Raw genomic sequence first — 19,876 nt, forward strand, 5'->3', positions numbered from 1 at the left:
TGGATGTATTCGTTTTTGGTGAACTGTGTGCCAATCAAACCGCCCATCGTGACGGCTGCCGGAAGGATGTAATCCTTCATATCTGTTCCCATCAGCCCGGTAACGGTCTGGCTTTTCGATAACTTTTTCAAAGCATACTTGCCAACGGCAAACCCTGCTATGGCAGCAACGGGTTTTCCAATGTTGTTGGTGGCTTTCATAAAGTCAATCTTGGTTGCCCGTGCCGAAGTGGTCGGGGTTCTCGAAGTCTTTTTTCTTACTGCCATGTTTATAAAATTTAAGTACTGGTTTTAACTGAGTTCTATGCGCCCCAACGATTTCTTATTGGGCGTTTCCTTGGGGGAGGTGGTGGTCTTGGGTTTGTTGCCCTTGTCCCGGAACATGAAGTAAGCCCCGGTTCCGATGAGTGCGGCCAGTCCCAACCCAATGCCCACTTTGGCTCCCTTGCTGATGCCCTTGGTCGGGCTGACCGCTGTGGGCGTGCGTGCCATATTCGTGGGGGTGGGCGATGGCAAATACGGTGTGTTGGCATTTGCCGGGCTAAGGCTGGGGATGGTGTAACTGGCCGTTGGCGCAATCGGCATTATTGGTGTGAGGTTCTCTGTGAATGCCTCGCTGGTGTCGATGATGTTCCGGGGTTGCGGCAATGCTTGCGGTTGCGGCTGTGCCTGCGTTGCCTGTTGTCTGGCTTGCTTACGGGCGACAATCTTCTCTTTGGCTTTTTTGAAGATGTTGGTAACTGGCTGGAGCCAGCTCTTGATTTTTGCCAGCACACCTGTTGCTGCTCCCACCGATGCTGCGGTGGCCGCAACGCCCAGACTGCCCAATTCGGCCAACTGGCCAATGGATTCCAAGCCCTGCAATCCGGCCACAATGCCATGAACCCCTTTCACCGAAAAGTCCGGGCTTTTTTGTTTTGCCCCTTTCAAAATGGCCGAACGCAGGTTTTTCTCTTTGCCCTGTAAGCCATCGAAGAGCTTTCGCACCTTGGCGTAACGCTTTTTTAGGTCGGCCAGCTTCTGTGGGTCGATGTTGTGCTTGGCGGCAAGATTATCGGGCAAAAAGGCGTATTGCAACTTCTTGGCGATGCCGAACATATTCAGTCGCATGGCTGCCAGCAGGCCGTTGCGAATGGCGATGGAGAGTGGGTTAAAGCGAACGATGGCTTTTACCACCTTTTTGCCGACTTTGGCAACGGCTTTGGCTCCCTTTTTAATGCCTTTGCCCACCTTCTTGCCAATGCGCTTGAGGGACTTGAAAAAGCCGCCAAGGCTTCTTTGGCCGTTCAACCCATCCAGTTCTTCGTCCAAATCGTCAAGCTCTGCCAATCCCTGCATGGCCTCCGAATCGTATTTGATAAAGCCGCTCTTTGCCAGCTTGTCTTCGATGGTCGCCAGCTTGTCCAGCACTTGGTCACGCTGTGGGGTGTTCCAGAACTTGATGGCTTGGTCAATCATGCTGATGAACTGGTCGGGATTCTGGATGTGCGACATCTTGCCTTTATTCTCCTTGCTTTTCAGCAGGAAGTCACGGGTGCGTGTCAGATAGTTGAGTGTGGCATCATCGGCACTGCCAAGCCCGTTGATGGCATCATCAAAGTCAACCCCTGAAATGATGGCCATGAGTTCGGTGTGGTCTTCATCGGCAATGCGTCCGCCCGCCATATCCAGACCGGAGAGGGCGTAAATGGGCAAGCCCAGCCCCAGCGTTCCGGTCAGTCCGTTGATACCCCGAACGCCACCGAGTATTTGCAAAGGCGACATATTGAAGTCGGACTTCTCATAGCTGTATGGCTTCTGGTAGTCGAACTTGGATAGTACCGGGTCAATGACAATCTCATCTTCGCTGTCGCCCTGTGCCGGAACAACCACATAGATGTGCTGGTAGTAGCTTTTGCCGTCATACTTGGTGATGCGAAACTTAAAGGGGATGCCCAGACATTTGAGGATGGATCCGCAAAAGATGCTGTAATCATCGCAGTCGATGCCGGAATCGGTGTTTCCCTGTTGTCTGAACTTAATCTGCCCGTCCAACCAGCTTCGGGCTGGTGTGCGGAGTTGTTCGGTTCCGTCCTCGTCCTTTTGGTATTGCAGGTAGGAGTAGGCAAAATTGAAGATGTTGCGGCAGGTCTCCTTTACCGAATCGGCCTTTAGGTTGGCGGCCAGTTCCTCGACTTCCCGGTAGTGGTCGGCAATGATGTTGATGCAGCTCTCCACCGTCTCCAGCACACTGCCGTTCTTGATAAAGGTGCTGGCTCCGGCAGCCCGTTTTATCAGGTGGTTGAACTGTCTTCCGTCTTTTGTATTGCGTGGGCCGGAAACAATACCGAGTTGTCCCGATGCTAGTCCGTTCATATTCTCGTCTGTTAAATTTTGCGTGGTGGTGATGGTTTCCCCGTTGATGCTGATGGTGAGCGTGAAGGTCATATCGGCCTTGAGCTGCTGGGTGTTTTGGAGTAAAGCCGTTGATAAGCCTTTACCCATGAGGTTCAGGTAAGGCACTTGAAAGGTAATTTCCGGCTCTTTGGTTTGTCCGGCTGGAATGGTCAATCCTTTAATGTCGAGGGTGGAATAGGCAATGTCGGAACCCTTGTATTTGGCCACCACCTGATTGATGGCAAGGGTAATGGGTGCGTTGGTGGGGTTGTAACAGCGGAGCTTGACCGCAAACTGGACTTCTTGCAAGGTGAGCTTATGGATGCGAAAACCCAACAGGGCGAAGTTCATCTTTGCCCCGGCCAGTAGTTTTTTGCCTTTGGTGAACAGGTAGAAACCGCCTCCGATGGCTGCCACAACGGCCAATGTGCCTACTATTTTTTTCGTGCTTGCTTCCATAGTGGGAGCAAACCTATTATAGGTTGAGAGAGCGATGTAGTAGTTTGTACCTAGATGTAGCTATACCTTGTTTGTTGTTGTTTTTTGTTGGAAGGGTATTTCAAAACTTATTCGTCAATTGCTATATTTTCAAATAGTTTTTTTACTTCTTCTTTAAAAGACCGCCCAATTGGGATATGAATTTTTGTTTTCTCTTTATGCTCACTATCAAATGCCCTAATTACTAAGTATTTCCAATGTTTATCTCTACTGATAACACTTAGGAAATTGACTATATAACTTTGATGAACTCTAAAATGAATGGGGTATGTTGACAAATGGTTAATGTAAGAAGCTAAAGGCTTGTTTGAATGCTCAACTATTTCATAACAATTATGAATATAACTTATAGGAGAATCTAAGTAAATAGTTCTTTTATAAGAGGCATTGTTAGATGCAATATGAGTTATTGAATCTATAAATACATAAACGTGCTCTACGTCCACGTCCTTATCAGGTTTATTTCGAAACATTACACGAGAATCATCATTAAAAAAGAACTCTTTTACGTTCTTAAGATATGCAGCACCAATGGGTAATTCCTTGGTTCTAAACATTTCGTTAGGTGTTGGTGAATGTGTCGTAACAGTCGTTTTTATATGTAAATATCTCCATTTTGCGTCGCGACCAATAGCTCTAAACTTTGGAATAATATACTTTTGATGTGTTTGTATAAAGTGATCAGAACCAAGTCCAAGAGAATGAAATAAAAGTCCACTATTACAAATACGACCATGTGACTCAATACTCTCAACATTATCAATTGGTCTTGATAAATGGATAATGCGTTTATCTCTAGTTATTATCTCTATATAGAAAATATTAAACAGAAATATCTTATAAACAGCTCCATTTTTACTTGTAATCTGAATCTCTTTTGATAAGGTCATTTCGTTTCATTTTCTTCCCAATAATACAAATATAAATACGAAAATGCCAAACTATTGATCGATTTATAAAATGACTATATGTTTACAAAATCAATTGATTTATAGAGTGTAGCTACTTCGTTTATGAGTTATTAATTTTTTAAATGATTTAATTATGGCATGGAATTCAGAAGCTGACCATTGTCAAGCTGATTATGACAATCATTCTAACCAAATGAATCCCAATAATGATGAATATTGGAATTCTCGAGATTGATTTTTTGCATAGAATATGACTTGTAAGTATTAATTCTTAAAACATTTTATTTATGATACTATATCATGAAAATGTCTACAACCCACATCTATGTGTAAGTTGTGGCAGGCCACTTCATCTGATAGATGAACGTCGTCACCCAATTATTGAGTGCAAGCTATGTAATCTAATGTTTAACCATAGATAAATTAAACATGTCAAAGAAAATGAATGAGGAAAAAAACTGGCCTAGTAAGAAAGACCACATGCCTTCAGGAAAGGGAAGGGACTATAATCCTCCAAAGAAGTAAATGAGTTTATGAGGAGGAGTTTTTTACATACTCCTCCTCTTTATGTTAATTTAAATATTTGGTAACTACAACTCATGGAATTCCTCCATGGTGATACAAAAGTGCTCTAATATAATGGCTAACTGTTGTTTGTTGTAATAGTGTCGCTTAGGGTGTCCGGCATTTGCTATTTTTTCTTTGAATTCAGGGCTAATGTCAATTTCACGCCTGAGCTGTTGCATTGCTGCGCTAACTGAAACACTATTAGGGTAAAGTTTTTTTACCAAATCCTGCTTTAATATTGTCCTTTGCTTTTTCATTGCGAGTGAATAGGCTAATTTGTAAACTATTTAATTTCAATCTCATTGAGAAAATCCACCAGTTTAGAGAACAGACCTTTTTCTATTGGGGATTGGCTCTTTTTGATTTTCTCTTGTAGGTATCGCTGGGGGACTTGTTTTTGGATGAGGACTTTGGCCAGTTTGCCCAGCTCGGCCATTATATCGGATTGCTGGGGAGTGTTTTGTCCGGTAGGGGCTACCTGTTTGCGTTGCAATTCCAATAGCAAGGTTTTGTATTCTTCCTGCATCTGCTGAAACCGGAGTACTGAACCGCCTTTGTCCGGGTGCAGTTGTTTGGCTAATGTGCGGTATCGTTGCTTGGCCTGTTCCAAGTCGGTGATGTTCTGAAAATAGTTCATTCGTCTGTTATAGTTGGTTGTAATCTTCGGGTGTAAGGCTAAAGTGTTCCAGTATGAGCCGCAATTGTTCAAAATTGTAGGTGTGCTTGCGCATGTGGCCAGCTCGGCTGATTCGTTCCTTTAGTTCCGGGCATAGGTCGATTTCATTGCGCAGTAACTGCAAGGCACTTCTAATGGAGATGCTGTCCGGGTACAGCTTTTTTACCAAGTCCTGCTTCAATACGGTTCTACGGAAGGTCATAGCTTGTCGGATTAAGCGGTGAATAGAATGCAAAATGCCTTGAAAAAGCTTGAAAATGCAGGCTTGCCAAGTGCTTTGCTACTGCTTTTTCTTCCTTTTCAGGGCTTTTGAGGATGTTCGAAATGCTTTTGGGTGCTTCCAGAGGATAATTCAAATGCTTTTTAGGGCAGACCCGATTTTGAAGGGTATAACCAGCCTGAATTATCCTGCCTTGCTGGAAAATTGAGATGCTTTGGGTGACTTTGCCGGAATTGGCACTAAAAACCGAGAGTGTTCGGTGAAAATGGTGGATACAAACAACAAAAAGCCCCGGAATAGGACTTGCTTGCAGATAATAATCGAGTATGTAGGGCATAATTTTTCAATTATACCCTTGACGGATAGCGTAGCTAAGATATAGAAAAATAGAAACTACGAAAGTGAAAAATAGTAATATTTTATTTTTTTGTGGATACTGGGCATATAATTGAACCATACGAACAAAACACGCAACAATCTCCCTGCCTTGGTTTTAGTATGGTTTTGCAATTTTCACATTCATAAAAGAACTGACAGGAATCCTCGGGCATTGTTTCTTCTTTTTGGTATCCGCAGTCGGGGCAAGTGATTGTTGATTTATATTTTATTTCCATAAGCCAGATTTAGCAATCTATTTCACAATCTTCTTCTATACTTTTATTTTCGATTTGAAGCGTGGTATGGTTGATACCAAACTCGTGTTCGAGTTCATGTTGCAAATCGCCTATAAAATTGTCATTAATGCCTTCAGGTATTATCAGGTGTGCTGTCAATGCCACCTTTGTAGTACTCATTGCCCAAATGTGCAGGTCGTGAATGTTTTCCACTCCTTTTTGTGCCAGCAGAAATTCCCTGACTTTTTCAAGGTTAATATGTTTGGGTACGGCATCTAAGGCTAAATCGACTGAATCGGTAAACAAACGCCAGGTTCCCCAAACGATAACCGCAATGATAAGAAAACTTGTAAGTGGGTCAATCCATTGTTTTCCGGTGAGGTTGATTAACAAACCTGCCACAACAACACCCAGCGATACCCCGGCATCGGCTGCCATGTGCAGAAATGCACCTTTTATGTTCAGGTCGTCTTTCTGGCCTTTCATAAAAAGCAAGGCAGTTAGAGTATTGATAACCACACCAATGGCGGCAACAATCATTACCTGACTGCCGGCCACAGGTTCAGGGTTTTTAAATTTACCAATGGCATCCCATGCGATAACAGCTACCGCACCAAACAACAGAAGGGCATTTAAGATTGAAACAAGGATGGTAGTTTTTCGAAGCCCGTAGGTGTATTTGCCCCGTGGTTTGATGGATGCAAGCCACATGGCCGTCCACGCAAAAACAAGACCAAGCACATCGCTGGCATTATGTCCTGCATCAGCGAGCAGGGCAGATGAGTTAGCAATTAAACCGTAAATGATTTCAACGGCAATAAAAGTTACATTTAAGCCAATGCCCAGAGCAAAGGCTCTTCCATAACTTTTGTTTGTTGCATGTGAATGACCGTGTGAATGCGCCATAATTTTACTGATTTAATTTCGTGGTGCGTACATGATGATTGCCATCCCGATAAGTGCCACGATTCCTCCAATTATATCGTACCTGTCGGGGATAAAACCGTCCACTTTCCAACCCCATAATATCGCCATAATAATGAAAATTCCCCCATAAGCGGCATACACACGCCCAAAGTTAGCAGACTGCCATGTTGCCACAACACCATAAATTATAAGAATTATCGCACCTATTGCCCCAAACCACCAAGGTTTGTTCTCCCTGAGCCATAGCCAAATCATGTAACCACCGCCAATTTCGCAAAGTCCAGCTAAAACAAATAAAAGTATGGAATAAAATATTCTCATAAGAACCTATTTCCCAAGTTTTAATATTCTGAAAGCTCCCCTAACAACAATCAAAAAGACAATGGCTCCGATAATCAGGTCAGGGAATTTCGATTTGGTAAGCAATACCAAAACTCCGGCAACAATAACACCTGCATTAATAATCACATCATTAGAGGTGAAAATCATGCTGGCTCTCATGTGTGCTTCTTTGCTTTTTGCTTTTTGAAGCAGGTACAGGCAAACTGCATTGGCAATTAAGGCAAGGATGGAAACTCCAATCATAATTCGATAATCAGGCATTGCCTCTGAACCAATAAAACGCCTTACGACCTCGACCATTCCCAATAAAGCAAGCGTAAGTTGAAAGTACCCACTTAAGCGAGCTACTTTCTTTTTACGCAATACACTTGAACCAACAGCCCAAAGGCTTAAGCCATATACAAAAGAATCAGCTAACATATCCAGAGAATCAGCTACCAAGCCCATTGATTTAGCTATAACACCAGTTGTTATTTCAATTACGAAGAATCCTAAATTGATTAGCAAAACAGACCAAAGTAGCCTTGATTGAACTTCGGAACCTTCAATCACAACCTCCATTTCGTTAATAGGATTTGATTGTGTGAGTTTTGCACCAAAGTTTAATGATTCTAAGCGGGAAAATATTTCTTTATCTTCCTCTGAATGGTAAACCGTAAGGTTGCGGTTTTCAATATCGAAATCCAATTTCTTGATGGTTTGTAATCCTTCCAATTTCATCCGAATCATATTTTCTTCGGATGGACAATCCATTTTTGATATATGATATTCTGTTTTTATCATAATAACCAACGTTTTACTTTCGCCATATATTCTTTATACTCATCGCCTAAAGAGGCTATTAAAAACTCTTCCTCCAACCTTACCTGAACCTGAATAACGATTATACCTGAAACTAAAACAACGGCAGTAACTACATTTGGAATTATTAAGAATAAACCAATAAAAACGATAATTACACCAAGGAAAATCGGATTGCGTGAAATACCAAATAAACCGGTTGTAATAAGGTTAACTTTATTCTCATTGTCGATGCCAATTCGCCATTCATTCGCCATATTGCGTTGTGCAATAAAGATGGTTATAAATGAAAGATGCAGTAACCCATAACCTATCCAAACCAAATTATCAGATTTAAGGCTTTCGATTGGCGTCAAAAAAAGCATTTGTGAAGGTGTAAAAGCATTTATTGTAATGGTAATAAATGCGATGGCCGAAATAACCTTATATGCCTTGCCCACATAATTTATTGCAGTTTCTTCCTTGCTAAACTTAAACGGATTAATACCGGTTCGTTTGTAAGTTAAGTAGCTAGGTATTACAAATAATGCGACCAAGAATATGCAGTAGAAAACAAATAAGTACATGTTTTTATTTTTAAGTGCATACTATGTGTTTTAATTTCCCAAATCGAATCTATAACTTACAGACAATGACGGATACCGAGTTTCAATCATCATGGCTGAAAGCGTTAGATTATCTGTGGCTGTCCATGCTAAGCCTTCGTGAAAATTTAAACCATCATAAGACCCAAAAACGGTAAGCTTTTCGAGAAAGATAGCAGATAGTCCCGAAAGGAAAAATGGGTTTTCGAAATCCTTAAATACAGATGCTGCTCCCACATAACCCTGTAACGCAAATGATTCGCTAAACTCCACTGTTTTAGTAATCATCCCATAAACAGACTGGTCACTACCCCCTGTCCGGACACTACCAGTACCAACAATAACGCCCGGATACCATTTGTCTTCATTTTCAGCTAAAGGCTGAATACGTAAACTCCATATGGGGTCTTTTGCCTTAAAAGCATAGCCTACCCCTGCGTCCATCCAGTTTAAAACGCCATATCGTATATTAGCCACAGCATATTCGTCATCAGAAGTAGGCATTGCCAATGCCGATACAAGCAAATTGTTTTTTGCAATTATACCACCGCTGCTACCGCCCGAGCAAGCCGGACAATTTGGACCGCACTCTTGGCTATAACCCTTGCTGGTAATAAAGAACATCCCTGCAATTACAACGAAAAATCTAAACAAGTTTCTACTATTTTTCATGACTCAGTTGTTTAGTATTCTTTGTAAAGGTATTTGTTGTTCACTGCAACTTGTTTGCAAACTTATTACACTGGTTGCACACGCCTTTAATGACATGGTTTATTGTTTTTGGTTCAAATCCAACAGGTAATACAACCTGAGGTATCGGAATCTCTCTTAAACAATAGGCACGATTGCATTCAGAGCAATAAAAATGAACATGCTGCCATTGGGGACTACAATCACATTCTTCATCACATACCGAGTATTTCAGCGAACCAGAACCATCGTCAATGGTGTGAACAATTAAATGCTGCTGAAACAACGTCAAAGTCCTAAACAATGTCGATTTATCAATCGTCTCCAATACGGCTTCCAAATCCAATAAGCTAAAGATTTCAGTCTTTTGGGAGATGGCATCAAGCACCAACAGCCTGATGGCTGTTGGTTTGATACCGCTTTTTTCCAGTCTTTTTAAATACTTATCTGTTTCCATCGATATAAAATTACAAATGGAGTATTCACCATTATAAAACTAACCGTACATGCTTTACAATTCAACTGCCGACAATTCAGCAAGCGCTTTTTGGTAATCGCGTTCAGCCTCCAAGGTTCGGTTCACCATATTGTAGTACAGGCCTAATTCGACCATGTAATCTAATAGGGAAATCTCACCCGAATCGAGCGCTTTTTTGAGCAACACGGTACTGTTCGCCGTTGTTAACGATTGTCGGTAAGCCTCGGCTATGTTTTTCAACCCCACAGCGCGGTTATACTGAATTTGAAGCTGGTTGTAAAATTGTTGTTTGCTATCGGTTTCGCGCGATTGGGCTGCAATAACCGCTGCATTTGCCTGTTTTACACGATTCTTGTTTTCCCACAAAGGGACTGAAACGCCAACTGTAAGACCTTGGAAGTTTTGTCCAACCACCTTTTCACTCATGTAACCTGCCGAAAACGTTGGCAATGACATCGCTTTGTTCAATGAAACCTGCTTTTGGCTTACTACAACTTCTTGTTTGATGTAAGCCAGAATGGGATTCTTTTGTTCGGCCTGTACATACCACTCGTCAAAATTAAGCAGAGGTTGATTCTGGTTAAAATTCGCCTCATCCATGGATAAATCCATTCCTCCATTCAGCCTTTTAAGTTGAGACAAAAGTGCATTGCGTTCAACTTCAATACCTGATAATTCACCTTTAATGGCAGAGAGGCTCAACTGCGCTTTGTTGTATTCCAATATATTGGCATCACCGCTATTTAAACGGTTTTGATACCCTGTTGCAATGGTTTCGGCATGTTGCAACCTTATTTGCAACTCCTTTTTCAGGGCGTTGAAATAGATCAACTCAATGCAATACTGTTTTGCTTCCAACAAAAGGTGCATTCTTTCAGCTTTGTATTGCCATTCGACCAAACCATTGCGCTCATTGGCAATTTTGCTTTTCTTGCCGGTGATAGTTGGAATATCAAATGTTTGAACGATGCTGAAATCGGTACGATTTCCTATATCAACCGGATTACCCCAAAGATAGTTGAAGCCAACCTCGGGGTTTGTAAGGTATATCCCGGTTTTGTTTTCTAACTTTTGTGATTCGGCCGTCTCTCTAAGCGCCTTTAATGTTTGATTGTTTTCTTCAATCGCTTTCAAGGCCGTTTCGATACCGTTTTGGGCATTAAGCGAAATAGTCGCAAACAATGCCATTATACTGATTACTATTGCTTTCATGTGATTATGTTTTTGTTTTTCATTTGCCACATGGAACTCGCATGTAATTCTCCTCATTGATTTTGTTTGTAGCGAACATGCTCGTTTCATATTAATCTTGTTTTTCGGTTATTTCATCATCTTCCATCACCTCTCTTACAATTGTTTTGTTTGTAAGAAGGTACATGATTGGGATGATAAAACCGTTTAGTAATGTTGATGTTAACAATCCACCAAGAATAACCTTGGCCATCGGACTTTGGATTTCATTGCCCGGCAAATCACCACCTAAAGCAAGTGGAACCAGTGCAAAAACAGATGATAAGGCTGTCATCAATATGGGATTCAGGCGGTCTAAGGAACCATGAATTACGCTTTCAAACTTTGACAAACCTTCGTTTTGCAAATCGTTGTAACGTGAGATGAGCAGCATTCCGTTTCGGGTTGCGATACCAAATAGAGAGATAAAACCAATAATTGCAGGAATGCTAATTATTCCACCTGTAAAAAATATAGTAAAAACGCCACCAATAAGAGCAATTGGAAGATTCAAGAGTATTACCACCGATTCGGTTACACTTCTGAATTGGGCAAATATCAGCAAGAAAATAACCATAATTGAGAAAATGGAAGTAATAAGCAGCGTTTTTGATGCTGCTTCTTCGCTTTCAAATTGCCCTCCGTACTCAATGTGATATCCTTCAGGCAAAGTAATTTTCTCATTCACCGTTTTTTGAATATCATTTACAACGCCTCTCAAATCACGCTCAGCAACATTGGCCGAAATAACAATCTTTCGGGCAACATTTTCCCTATTGATTGTATTGGGGCCGGTTGATGATGTAATTTCCGCAATGTTTCCCAGTGGTATCATCCGTCCGTTGGCATCCACTATCAGGCTTTTGATTCTGTCGGCTGTTTCCCTGCTATCGTCATTTACTTTTAGGGTGAGGTCGAAAGACCTGTTGCCTTCATACACCTGAGAAACGACCTCGCCTGCCAACATAACATTAATAATCTCACCAAATTCAGGAAGGGTAATACCATATTTTGCCATCACCTCCCTTTTAGGAACAATCTTTAATTGCGGCCGTTCTATCTGTTGTTCCACATTCAAGTCGGCAATTCCGTCAATGCCTTCGATGGAAGCTTTAATTTGGTTTCCCAACGAGAACATCTTATTCAGGTCAGTACCAAACAGCTTGATTGCGATATTGGCTCGTGTTCCTGAAAGCATCGCGTCGATACGGTGAGAAATGGGTTGTCCTATCTCAATATTGACACCGGGTAACACTTTCATCTTTTCACGAATTTCAGCCAATACCTCGTCTTTTGAGCGTTTATCGAGTGTAAAGGGTGCTTCAATTTCCGACACATTCACGCCCAAGGCATGTTCATCCAATTCGGCACGACCGGTTTTACGAGCAACAGTTTGGACTTCGGGAATTGAGAGGAGAATATCTTCGGCTATACGCCCTATCTTGTCCGACTCATCAATTGAAATACCCGGAACGGTGCTTACATTAATCGTAAATGAACCTTCGTTAAACGGCGGTAAGAAACTTCTGCCCAAAGAAAAGAAAACGATTAAAGATGCAACCAAAACCACACCGGTAGTACCAATTACCCACTTTTTGTGATTAAGAGTCCATCTGAGGGCTTTTTCATATACATTCTTTAGTCTCCGTACTATAAAGGGTTCTTGCTCAGGCTTGTCGTTTTTTCGGGGTTTGCCCAATAAATAACTGCATAAAACCGGTGTAAGGGTAAGCGCCACAATGGTAGATGCTATTAATGCCGCAATGAATGCTACACCAAGAGGAGCCAACATGCGACCTTCCATACCGGAAAGAAAGAACAGGGGAACAAAACTGGCTATAATGATGAGCGTTGAGTTCAAGATAGGCATTCGTACTTCTTTAGACGCTTCGAAAACAACTGTCATTATTGATTTTTGCTCCTCAATAGGTTTCAGCCTGTTTTCCCTTAACCGTTTAAATACATTTTCCACATCTACAATAGCATCATCCACCAAAGAGCCAATAGCAATAGCCATGCCCCCCAAACTCATTGTATTGATGGTAAGCCCCATGAATTTGAGCGAGAGTATTGCAAAAACCAAAGAAAGAGGAATCGTTACAAGAGAGATAATGGTTGTACGGGCATTCATCAAGAAGATAATCAATATAATTATCACAAAAAATCCTCCTTCGTAGATGGATTTTTTCACATTATTGATTGAATTATCAATGAAACGAGCCTGACGGAAAATATCTGTGGCTATTTTCACATCTGCCGGCATGGTTTTTTGCAAGTCGGCAAGCGAATTATCCAGTTTTTGAGTTAAATCTAATGTGCTGGTTGCCGGTTGCTTGGTGATGGTCAATAAAACAGCAGGTTTGCCATGGTTTGACGCAATACCCAATTTAGGCGCTTTATTGCCAATTTGCACATCTGCAATTGTTTCGAGTAATATCGGAACATCATTGGTTGTTTTAATGACAGCTTTACCCAATTCAGAAGCCTTATTGGTGGAAAGTACGCCCCGTATAATGTATTCGTTTCCAAATTCGTATAAAACACCTCCAGCGGCGTTCTGATTCATTTCTGTAACTACGCTTATCACTTCATCCATCCCGATGCCGTAATGCTTCATCTTTTCAGGATTGAGTAAAATCTGGTATTCCTTTATTTCGCCTCCAAGCACTGTAACCTGCGCTACTCCGCCTGTGGACAACAGACGTGGACGGATAGTCCAGTCGGCCAATGTCCGTAAATCTTGCAATGAAGTGGAATCGGCTGTAAGACCGACTATCATTACTTCACCAAGTATCGATGATTGAGGTCCTAATGTTGGGTTTCCAACATTTGAGGGCAACGCATCTTTCACTACAGATAATTTTTCTGAAACGATTTGACGGTCGCGGTAAATATCCGTTCCCCAGTTAAATTCAACCCATACAATAGAAAATCCGGTGGTTGAAGATGAACGGACACGGCGCACATCTGTAGCTCCATTCAATGCCGTTTCAACAGGAAAAGTAACCAGGCGTTCCACTTCTTCGGGCGCCATCCCCTTTGCTTCTGTCATCACCACTACGGTAGGTGCATTCAAATCGGGAAATACATCCACTTCCATATTAACCGCAGTATAAGTCCCTGTCAGCATTAATAATATGGATGCCACTAAAACAACCATCCGATTGTTTAGCGAAAATTTTATTATTTTATTTAACATTGCGAATCGTGTTTAGGGTTAATGAGAGTGACCTTCTGGCATTACCGATGACGTTGCAGCCAGTTTTACCTGATACACACCAGTTACAACTACCTTATCACCATTGGTCAACCCGGAAAGGATTTGTACCCTTTCGCCGTTGTTTTGACCAAGCGTTACCTCCTGCATTTTATAACCTTCTTCATCCAATTGCAGGTAAACAAAATTCAGTCCTTGTTCCTCTGTAATTGAAGAAACGGGCACAGAAATAACATCATTCTGAGGAGATGATAAAAGGTAAACTTCGGTAAATGCACCCGGAATAAAGTCCCCGATATTGTCAAATTCAAAAGTTACCGGAATGTAAAAAGTCTGGTCACCCGACGATTTTCCGTAGGATAATAACTTCCCATTCAAATCGGATAGTCTATAAAGGGTGTTATCGTAAGCGGGCTTAAAGTTGGCGCTGTTTATGCTTTTAAGCATTTTGTAATGCCTCTCCGATACTTCCGCCCTTAATTGCAAGCGCTTGTTTTGCGAAACGGTTGCTATTGGCTGACCCACTGAAACATACTCACCCTGCGCTACCAACCTGTTTTTAATATATCCGCTAATCGGGGAGGATACACTAACACCTGTTGCCGTAATATTGAGCGACTGTGCCTCGTAAGCTGTTTTTGCCGTTTCATAACGCAGCTTGGTTTGTTCAAACTCTTTTGTCGAAATAATCTGGTCTTTTACCAGAATTTCAGCACGTTGGTATTCTTTCAGCGCTGTTTCGTAAGCAATTTTCGCTTTAGCCGCAGGGTCGCCCTCTAGCAGTTTTTTGGCTGATATAGTTACAAGCGATTGACCGGCACTCACAGCAGTGCCTTCAGTAATCGAGGAGTTTGTAAATGAAATAATTCCATTTGATGTGGCTGCAATAACAACTTCATTACCCTGTGGAGCCTGTATTTGTCCGCTTGTTTTAATGGCACTGTAAAAAATTCCGGGAGATACGGTTTCCGTAGTAAGCTTTGCTAATTCAGCCTGCTTTTTTGAAAAAGAAATCTCATCGGTATGTTCACTTTCTTTCTCATGATTGTGACCATCACCATCTTCATGGTTAGCTTCGTCTGTTGAGTGGTCATGCCCATCGCCTTCCTCATGTTCATGGCCTATTTCATCGGAATGATTGTGACCATCACCTTCTGAATGTTCTTGGCTTTTGTCAGAGGAGTGGTCGTGCCCATCGCCTACCTCATGTTCATGCCCATTGTCAACTTCTTCGGCATGTGTTTCTGCGGCATGACCGTGCTCATCTGTTTTTTTTCCTTTGCAGCCAGTAAAAGCAATTAAACTACTAATTACTAAGAGACTGATGTTGTATTTTAATGTTCTCTTTATTGAAAGAGCTATAATTTTCATTGACATCTTGTGTTGATTTTATTTGTTGTTAAAACTTTATTTACTTTACTGATTCGTAATAGTGGTTGAATGTTTCCTCGTTCTTAAAGAAAACCAGTTCCGGTTTCCCTTTATCTTTAAGCCCAATTAATGCTTCGGACTTGTTGATTGAATCCCCCGAAAAAGCATCGCGAACCATTGCAACTTTCGTAAAGTGATTTACCAAATGATTGAAGCATTTTTGGCTACAGAAATAATAAACCTTGTCATTATAAACGACTTTTGAAGTTTTATGAATCTGTAAGTTATCGCCGTTCATACAAGCCCATTCGCCGGGAATTTCCTTGCCATACCAAGCCCATTTGTGATACAGAAACTTGGTATCGCACCCATAGGTGTAGAAAGTAAGAACAGAAAATGTGACAACTATCAATATGCTAAAACTGATAATCAGTGTTCGATTAAACTTTTTGTCCTCGATTTCCTGTTTTTCCCGTAATTGATGCTTGCTTAACTTCTTCTTTTTCATGTCAAAAAGATTAAGATAAACATGCAGACCAGCTGTTTTGCCGGCCTGTTAATTGAAACAAAAGTTAAGCAATTGCAGGAGGTGCCCGAAGTAAGTGGGCGGTATAGAAATATTGTTTTTTGAAAATGGCATGGTTGCCAAAAAAGGTTGTGGGAATGTCGATTACAGGTGGAGTTTCGATTTGAATTACAACTCCAGCTGTGAAAAAATTGAGATGGTCAGATAAAGACTTGTTTAAAGATATGGTGCTAGTCCTTTCTGATACCAGAATATTAAATGCGTGACAATGTGTGTCTGGCTTTTCCTGATTTTGCCCATGAACAGGCACCTCACAGGCCGATTCCTCTTCAGATGAGTGCGAAATCTCAAAATGGTGATGATGCGGCACAACAGTATGAGCCAATATAATCAGCCCAGCCAAAAAGGTAAATATCCTTTCTATATGTTGTCCTTTAAAATTCACCTGCTTCTAAAGATTAATCAATTATATAACGCCAAAGATATAAAAAAGTTGATGCAACCGGGTTGCAAAGTTTATTTGTCGCAGCTGGGACACACCCCTCTCACTACCATGTTCACACTTTCTAGTTGAAATTTGGCTGGTAAATTAATTTTGGGAACGGCTACATCTGTAAGGCAATAAGTCTGCCCACAAACGGTACATAAAAAATGAACATGAAGGTCTTCGGGGTGGCATTCACAGGCTTCTTGGCACAAAGCATATTTTACCGAACCCGTGCCATCATCGATGCTGTGAATTAGCTTGTTTTCTACAAAAGTTTTAAGCGTTCGGTACAATGTGGTCTTGTCCGCCTTTTCAAATTTGTTTTCCAGCTCCGGTAAACTTATGGCTGTTTTTTGTTCAGTCAAGACCTGCAAAACCAACTGTCGCATAGAAGTTGGTTTGATGTTCCGGGTTTGGAGTTGTTTGTCAATATCTTCTTTCATTTGCAAGATTACAAAAAACAGTGCGTTAATAATTCAAGCCATTAATGGTAAATGTTGCCAAAGTTTCCAGCCCATAATGCCAGCAGATGAAAAGGCTAATATTCCAATATTAAAAATGCGAAGAATCGTTCTTTGCCTATCTGAATAGAGTGATGCAAATTCGGCACTGTGTTTAGCTTGTGTTAATTCTGTCCAGATTCTGTTCCTCATTATTTTGTTGATTAAATTACAACATCCTTACAATCTCTGTAATTGACTGTGCCGTATAAGTATCTGGCACTTCCTTCTTTTGAAATACCATGAAATACTTGAAATTGTCTCCGGCTTTTTCTGCCCACTTTTTACCAAGTAGGTTTTTGGCACGACTTTCATCGTTATCCAAATGGTCGCCCTTTGTTTCAATGAGAATCAGGTTTCCATTTCTGGTAAAAATAATGAAGTCAGGATAATGGTTGCTTTCAAATCCGTTTAAGGCAAATCCACGCTTCTCAACATTTCGGTGCCAGAACGCCACATTTTCAAGAGATGCAATATTCATGATTACCTCCTGCTCAAATCCATTCATTGAGGCTTCTGCTTCGTATAGCGACTTGTCGATGGCAATACTTGGGCTTATTTGAGTTAATTCATTGGGAAACTTAAAGCTTGGTTTTACCAAGATGTTATTGGTATCTAAAAGCTTTTGAAACTGCTCTCTTGCGTATTCCGATTCAAGTTCTCTTACTTTTGCCTTTATCTTGCTGATGTACAAGAATTCATTGTTGATAATGTCACGTATCTGGTCGTTGTTTAAATCCTCAAAAACACGGGTCACATACTTTGTAATGTCTTCATGCGAAATAGGGGTCATGTCGCCCAATTTACGGACGATGAGCTGTGTGATGTCTTTAATCTGATTCTCTTTGGGCTTAGCCAGAATTGTATCAACAAGAATGGCTTTTGCTCTTATTGAAACTTTTTGTTTTGTTGCAGTATGCTTCGATTCGTTGTAATCCACCTGAAATACTTCGGTAGCCGTGTCATCGAAATTAATTTCGGTGCTTTTGGAAGCAAGCTTAAAACCTTTTAAAAGACTGTTGCGGTTCAATAATTGCTCCTCCTGCTTCAATTCCTCAAACATGATGGTGTCATGCAGTTCATCTGCCGGAACTTTTCGATAGAACTGAGGAATTGCCAAGTCGTTTACCACATCAACAAAAGGGTCTTCAATTCTATATTTCTTTGGCTGTTTACCAATTTCCCGTAATAAATAGTCAGTATTATCTTCTGTGTAGGATTCTGCTTTTTGTTCGAATGATTTACCCTCTGATTCGCCCTTTTGAGTAATTTGCTTAACAATATCAGTTGTACTTCCTATCTGGTTAGAATCCAACTCGACATTTGGGTCAAAATCAATTTCGTCAATGTTAATTTCGTCAACAGGAACCTTACCATCTTCTGAATTACCAGAAGACACCGGGCTTGTTCCAAATAGCTCTTGTTGTAGTACCTCATTGTTGGTCAGTTCAACCTCAGGCTCTTCTTCAGCATAATAGTCCTCTTTGCTAAAGCCTGAATCTTGTAAGGCTTTCACAATATTATCCAAGGTCTCCTGAAATTTGGAACTTGCTGATAATACAAATGAAAGGTTAAGCAATGGGCTTTGGTGCTTGGTTACATGTGGTTGGCGGAGAACACGACCGAGTATTTGCTCCACATCCACTGCTGATGACTTATCGGCCAATGAAGCCAAGATATAGGCATTGGGACAATCCCATCCTTCTTTCAGCGCATTGACGGTAATGATATAACGGACTTCGCAATCCTTGGCCATCAGATTGATACCCTTTAACTCATCCAAACCACTCACTTTGATTTTGATTTGCTCTTCGGGAATCCTCAGTTTCGTTAATTGCTCTTTGATGTGAATGTAGGTTGTGTTGTCCTTCCCCTTAATGTTCGATTGGGCTTGGAACAGAATGATTGGGCGGATGTATTTGCCTGTCACTTTTTCTTCCTCAATGGCCAGCAACTCCAGTTGTCGTTGCAAATGCAAAGCACTGGTAATTACCTCTTCCTTTTTATGGTGGTTGTAAACAATTACCGGAAGCTTTACCATGTGCTCTTTTTTGAGAGCCATTGCATTTACAAAGCTGATGATGTTGCTGTTTTCTTTGGGTGTAGCTGTTAAATCTAAAACCATAGAGGGATTCAGATTATTTAGCATCTCTACACTCAAAACGCTTTCGGCATTGTGGCTTTCGTCAACAACGACAACAGGATTTAATGACCGAATCACATTTATCAAAGCTGTTTCATCGGTGTCATCAATCACTGAATCCTTATCAACAAAACCCCGAAATTGTTCTAAAGCTCCATTTTGCTCATATACCTTACGGTCATCCTTTTTTGTTGAATTAATTCGGATGCTGCTGAAATTGAATACAAAAATATTTAGCTGTTCTTTTGTCGAGGTTGGATTAAATCCGGCGCCCTGTAATAATTCCTCTTTTTCAAAGACCTCGACCCTATTGCCAAATAGAGCATTCAGTTTCTCTCTGTAAGGATGTGTAGGGTTTGATAGATGTCCGGCTGTTTGCTGCAAAAGATTCGACCAAGGAACCAACCATACGACCGCTTTGGGTCTTGTAACATCAAACGACTTGAAAATTGAATGAAGTGCATTACAAGCAATAAAAGTTTTGCCCCCTGCTGTAGGGACTTTGATAGCAATATGTGTAGCTCCCGGAATATTGTTTTTGTAAGGGCGCATGCCTGAATAGGAGCCATCTAAGTTGGCTTGGTATTTCCCTACTTTATCTTCCCAAAATTGATTAAACGCTTTTGCAGAATCCTGAAAGGTGTTTAAATATTCAAGAAACTCATCTAAGTCGTTGATTACTTGTTGTTGATATGGTTTTAATTCCACTTTTCTATGAG

The 19,876-nt window shown here is 41.2% G+C and carries 22 protein-coding genes; all 22 read right to left on the reverse strand.

Going from position 1 to position 19,876, the window contains the following annotated elements:
- A partial coding sequence (locus LX69_RS15370) for a hypothetical protein (RefSeq protein WP_146260761.1) occupies positions 1–266 on the reverse strand: 266 nt, incomplete at its 3' end.
- Positions 267–290: 24 nt separating this feature from the next.
- Positions 291–2,834: a hypothetical protein gene (locus LX69_RS15375; RefSeq protein WP_111446932.1), complete on the reverse strand. Its 2,544-nt coding sequence runs from the start codon at positions 2,832–2,834 to the stop codon at positions 291–293.
- A gap of 107 nt (positions 2,835–2,941) precedes the next feature.
- A complete protein-coding gene (locus LX69_RS15380) occupies positions 2,942–3,763 on the reverse strand; it encodes a hypothetical protein (protein WP_111446933.1) in 822 nt (273 codons plus the stop codon).
- A gap of 611 nt (positions 3,764–4,374) precedes the next feature.
- Positions 4,375–4,608, reverse strand: coding sequence for a DUF4248 domain-containing protein (locus LX69_RS15385; protein WP_111446934.1), 234 nt, complete (start codon positions 4,606–4,608; stop codon positions 4,375–4,377).
- Positions 4,609–4,634: 26 nt separating this feature from the next.
- On the reverse strand, positions 4,635–4,988 hold the full coding sequence (locus tag LX69_RS15390; protein WP_111446935.1) for a J domain-containing protein: 354 nt from the start codon (positions 4,986–4,988) through the stop codon (positions 4,635–4,637).
- Positions 4,989–4,995: 7 nt separating this feature from the next.
- The gene (locus tag LX69_RS15395) at positions 4,996–5,229 is read right to left on the reverse strand and encodes a DUF4248 domain-containing protein (RefSeq protein WP_111446889.1); all 234 of its coding nucleotides are present in this window, start codon (positions 5,227–5,229) and stop codon (positions 4,996–4,998) included.
- Positions 5,216–5,584 carry a hypothetical protein gene (locus tag LX69_RS15400; RefSeq protein WP_111446936.1) on the reverse strand — a complete coding sequence of 123 codons (369 nt, stop codon included), beginning with the start codon at positions 5,582–5,584 and terminating at the stop codon, positions 5,216–5,218. Before LX69_RS15400 ends, LX69_RS15395 begins: the two co-directional genes overlap by 14 nt.
- A gap of 82 nt (positions 5,585–5,666) precedes the next feature.
- On the reverse strand, positions 5,667–5,861 hold the full coding sequence (locus LX69_RS18310; protein ID WP_111446937.1) for a GDCCVxC domain-containing (seleno)protein: 195 nt from the start codon (positions 5,859–5,861) through the stop codon (positions 5,667–5,669).
- A gap of 9 nt (positions 5,862–5,870) precedes the next feature.
- Positions 5,871–6,767 carry a cation diffusion facilitator family transporter gene (locus LX69_RS15410; protein WP_111446938.1) on the reverse strand — a complete coding sequence of 299 codons (897 nt, stop codon included), beginning with the start codon at positions 6,765–6,767 and terminating at the stop codon, positions 5,871–5,873.
- 12 nt (positions 6,768–6,779) lie between these two features.
- The gene (locus LX69_RS15415) at positions 6,780–7,109 is read right to left on the reverse strand and encodes a YnfA family protein (RefSeq protein ID WP_111446939.1); all 330 of its coding nucleotides are present in this window, start codon (positions 7,107–7,109) and stop codon (positions 6,780–6,782) included.
- Positions 7,110–7,115: 6 nt separating this feature from the next.
- Positions 7,116–7,913 (reverse strand): cation transporter, encoded by a 798-nt coding sequence (locus LX69_RS15420; RefSeq protein ID WP_111446940.1) that lies wholly within the window; start codon positions 7,911–7,913, stop codon positions 7,116–7,118.
- On the reverse strand, positions 7,910–8,497 hold the full coding sequence (locus tag LX69_RS15425; RefSeq protein WP_111446941.1) for a methyltransferase family protein: 588 nt from the start codon (positions 8,495–8,497) through the stop codon (positions 7,910–7,912). Before LX69_RS15425 ends, LX69_RS15420 begins: the two co-directional genes overlap by 4 nt.
- A 30-nt stretch (positions 8,498–8,527) precedes the next feature.
- Entirely contained in the window at positions 8,528–9,187 is a 660-nt protein-coding gene (locus tag LX69_RS15430; protein WP_111446942.1) for a hypothetical protein, read from the reverse strand.
- 40 nt (positions 9,188–9,227) lie between these two features.
- On the reverse strand, positions 9,228–9,662 hold the full coding sequence (locus tag LX69_RS15435; protein ID WP_111446943.1) for a Fur family transcriptional regulator: 435 nt from the start codon (positions 9,660–9,662) through the stop codon (positions 9,228–9,230).
- Positions 9,663–9,716: 54 nt separating this feature from the next.
- On the reverse strand, positions 9,717–10,985 hold the full coding sequence (locus LX69_RS15440; RefSeq protein ID WP_221621387.1) for a TolC family protein: 1,269 nt from the start codon (positions 10,983–10,985) through the stop codon (positions 9,717–9,719).
- Position 10,986: 1 nt separating this feature from the next.
- Positions 10,987–14,112, reverse strand: a complete 3,126-nt coding sequence (locus LX69_RS15445; protein WP_111446945.1) for an efflux RND transporter permease subunit — start codon at positions 14,110–14,112, stop codon at positions 10,987–10,989.
- Positions 14,113–14,130: 18 nt separating this feature from the next.
- Positions 14,131–15,507, reverse strand: a complete 1,377-nt coding sequence (locus LX69_RS15450) for an efflux RND transporter periplasmic adaptor subunit (protein WP_221621388.1) — start codon at positions 15,505–15,507, stop codon at positions 14,131–14,133.
- Positions 15,508–15,541: 34 nt separating this feature from the next.
- Positions 15,542–16,009, reverse strand: coding sequence for a hypothetical protein (locus LX69_RS15455; RefSeq protein WP_111446947.1), 468 nt, complete (start codon positions 16,007–16,009; stop codon positions 15,542–15,544).
- Positions 16,010–16,073: 64 nt separating this feature from the next.
- A complete protein-coding gene (locus LX69_RS17575; protein ID WP_146260766.1) occupies positions 16,074–16,472 on the reverse strand; it encodes a hypothetical protein in 399 nt (132 codons plus the stop codon).
- Positions 16,473–16,543: 71 nt separating this feature from the next.
- Positions 16,544–16,957, reverse strand: a complete 414-nt coding sequence (locus LX69_RS15460) for a Fur family transcriptional regulator (protein WP_111446948.1) — start codon at positions 16,955–16,957, stop codon at positions 16,544–16,546.
- A 33-nt stretch (positions 16,958–16,990) separates the two neighbouring features.
- On the reverse strand, positions 16,991–17,167 hold the full coding sequence (locus LX69_RS17855; RefSeq protein ID WP_170124425.1) for a hypothetical protein: 177 nt from the start codon (positions 17,165–17,167) through the stop codon (positions 16,991–16,993).
- Positions 17,168–17,183: 16 nt separating this feature from the next.
- On the reverse strand, positions 17,184–19,865 hold the full coding sequence (locus tag LX69_RS15465) for a DEAD/DEAH box helicase (RefSeq protein ID WP_111446949.1): 2,682 nt from the start codon (positions 19,863–19,865) through the stop codon (positions 17,184–17,186).
- Positions 19,866–19,876 lie beyond the last annotated feature (11 nt).

The sequence above is a fragment of the Breznakibacter xylanolyticus genome (assembly GCF_003254275.1).
GTDB lineage: Bacteria > Bacteroidota > Bacteroidia > Bacteroidales > Marinilabiliaceae > Breznakibacter > Breznakibacter xylanolyticus.

Excerpts from the sequence above, each read along its gene's own strand:
- LX69_RS15375 (WP_111446932.1), bottom strand. The coding sequence starts at position 2,834 with ATGGAAGCAAGCACGAAAAAAATAGTAGGCACATTGGCCGTTGTGGCA.
- LX69_RS15380 (WP_111446933.1), bottom strand. The coding sequence starts at position 3,763 with ATGACCTTATCAAAAGAGATTCAGATTACAAGTAAAAATGGAGCTGTT.
- LX69_RS15385 (WP_111446934.1), bottom strand. The coding sequence starts at position 4,608 with ATGAAAAAGCAAAGGACAATATTAAAGCAGGATTTGGTAAAAAAACTT.
- LX69_RS15390 (WP_111446935.1), bottom strand. The coding sequence starts at position 4,988 with ATGAACTATTTTCAGAACATCACCGACTTGGAACAGGCCAAGCAACGA.
- LX69_RS15395 (WP_111446889.1), bottom strand. The coding sequence starts at position 5,229 with ATGACCTTCCGTAGAACCGTATTGAAGCAGGACTTGGTAAAAAAGCTG.
- LX69_RS15400 (WP_111446936.1), bottom strand. The coding sequence starts at position 5,584 with ATGCCCTACATACTCGATTATTATCTGCAAGCAAGTCCTATTCCGGGG.
- LX69_RS18310 (WP_111446937.1), bottom strand. The coding sequence starts at position 5,861 with ATGGAAATAAAATATAAATCAACAATCACTTGCCCCGACTGCGGATAC.
- LX69_RS15410 (WP_111446938.1), bottom strand. The coding sequence starts at position 6,767 with ATGGCGCATTCACACGGTCATTCACATGCAACAAACAAAAGTTATGGA.
- LX69_RS15415 (WP_111446939.1), bottom strand. The coding sequence starts at position 7,109 with ATGAGAATATTTTATTCCATACTTTTATTTGTTTTAGCTGGACTTTGC.
- LX69_RS15420 (WP_111446940.1), bottom strand. The coding sequence starts at position 7,913 with ATGATAAAAACAGAATATCATATATCAAAAATGGATTGTCCATCCGAA.
- LX69_RS15425 (WP_111446941.1), bottom strand. The coding sequence starts at position 8,497 with ATGTACTTATTTGTTTTCTACTGCATATTCTTGGTCGCATTATTTGTA.
- LX69_RS15430 (WP_111446942.1), bottom strand. The coding sequence starts at position 9,187 with ATGAAAAATAGTAGAAACTTGTTTAGATTTTTCGTTGTAATTGCAGGG.
- LX69_RS15435 (WP_111446943.1), bottom strand. The coding sequence starts at position 9,662 with ATGGAAACAGATAAGTATTTAAAAAGACTGGAAAAAAGCGGTATCAAA.
- LX69_RS15440 (WP_221621387.1), bottom strand. The coding sequence starts at position 10,985 with ATGAAACGAGCATGTTCGCTACAAACAAAATCAATGAGGAGAATTACA.
- LX69_RS15445 (WP_111446945.1), bottom strand. The coding sequence starts at position 14,112 with ATGTTAAATAAAATAATAAAATTTTCGCTAAACAATCGGATGGTTGTT.
- LX69_RS15450 (WP_221621388.1), bottom strand. The coding sequence starts at position 15,507 with ATGTCAATGAAAATTATAGCTCTTTCAATAAAGAGAACATTAAAATAC.
- LX69_RS15455 (WP_111446947.1), bottom strand. The coding sequence starts at position 16,009 with ATGAAAAAGAAGAAGTTAAGCAAGCATCAATTACGGGAAAAACAGGAA.
- LX69_RS15460 (WP_111446948.1), bottom strand. The coding sequence starts at position 16,957 with ATGAAAGAAGATATTGACAAACAACTCCAAACCCGGAACATCAAACCA.
- LX69_RS17855 (WP_170124425.1), bottom strand. The coding sequence starts at position 17,167 with ATGAGGAACAGAATCTGGACAGAATTAACACAAGCTAAACACAGTGCC.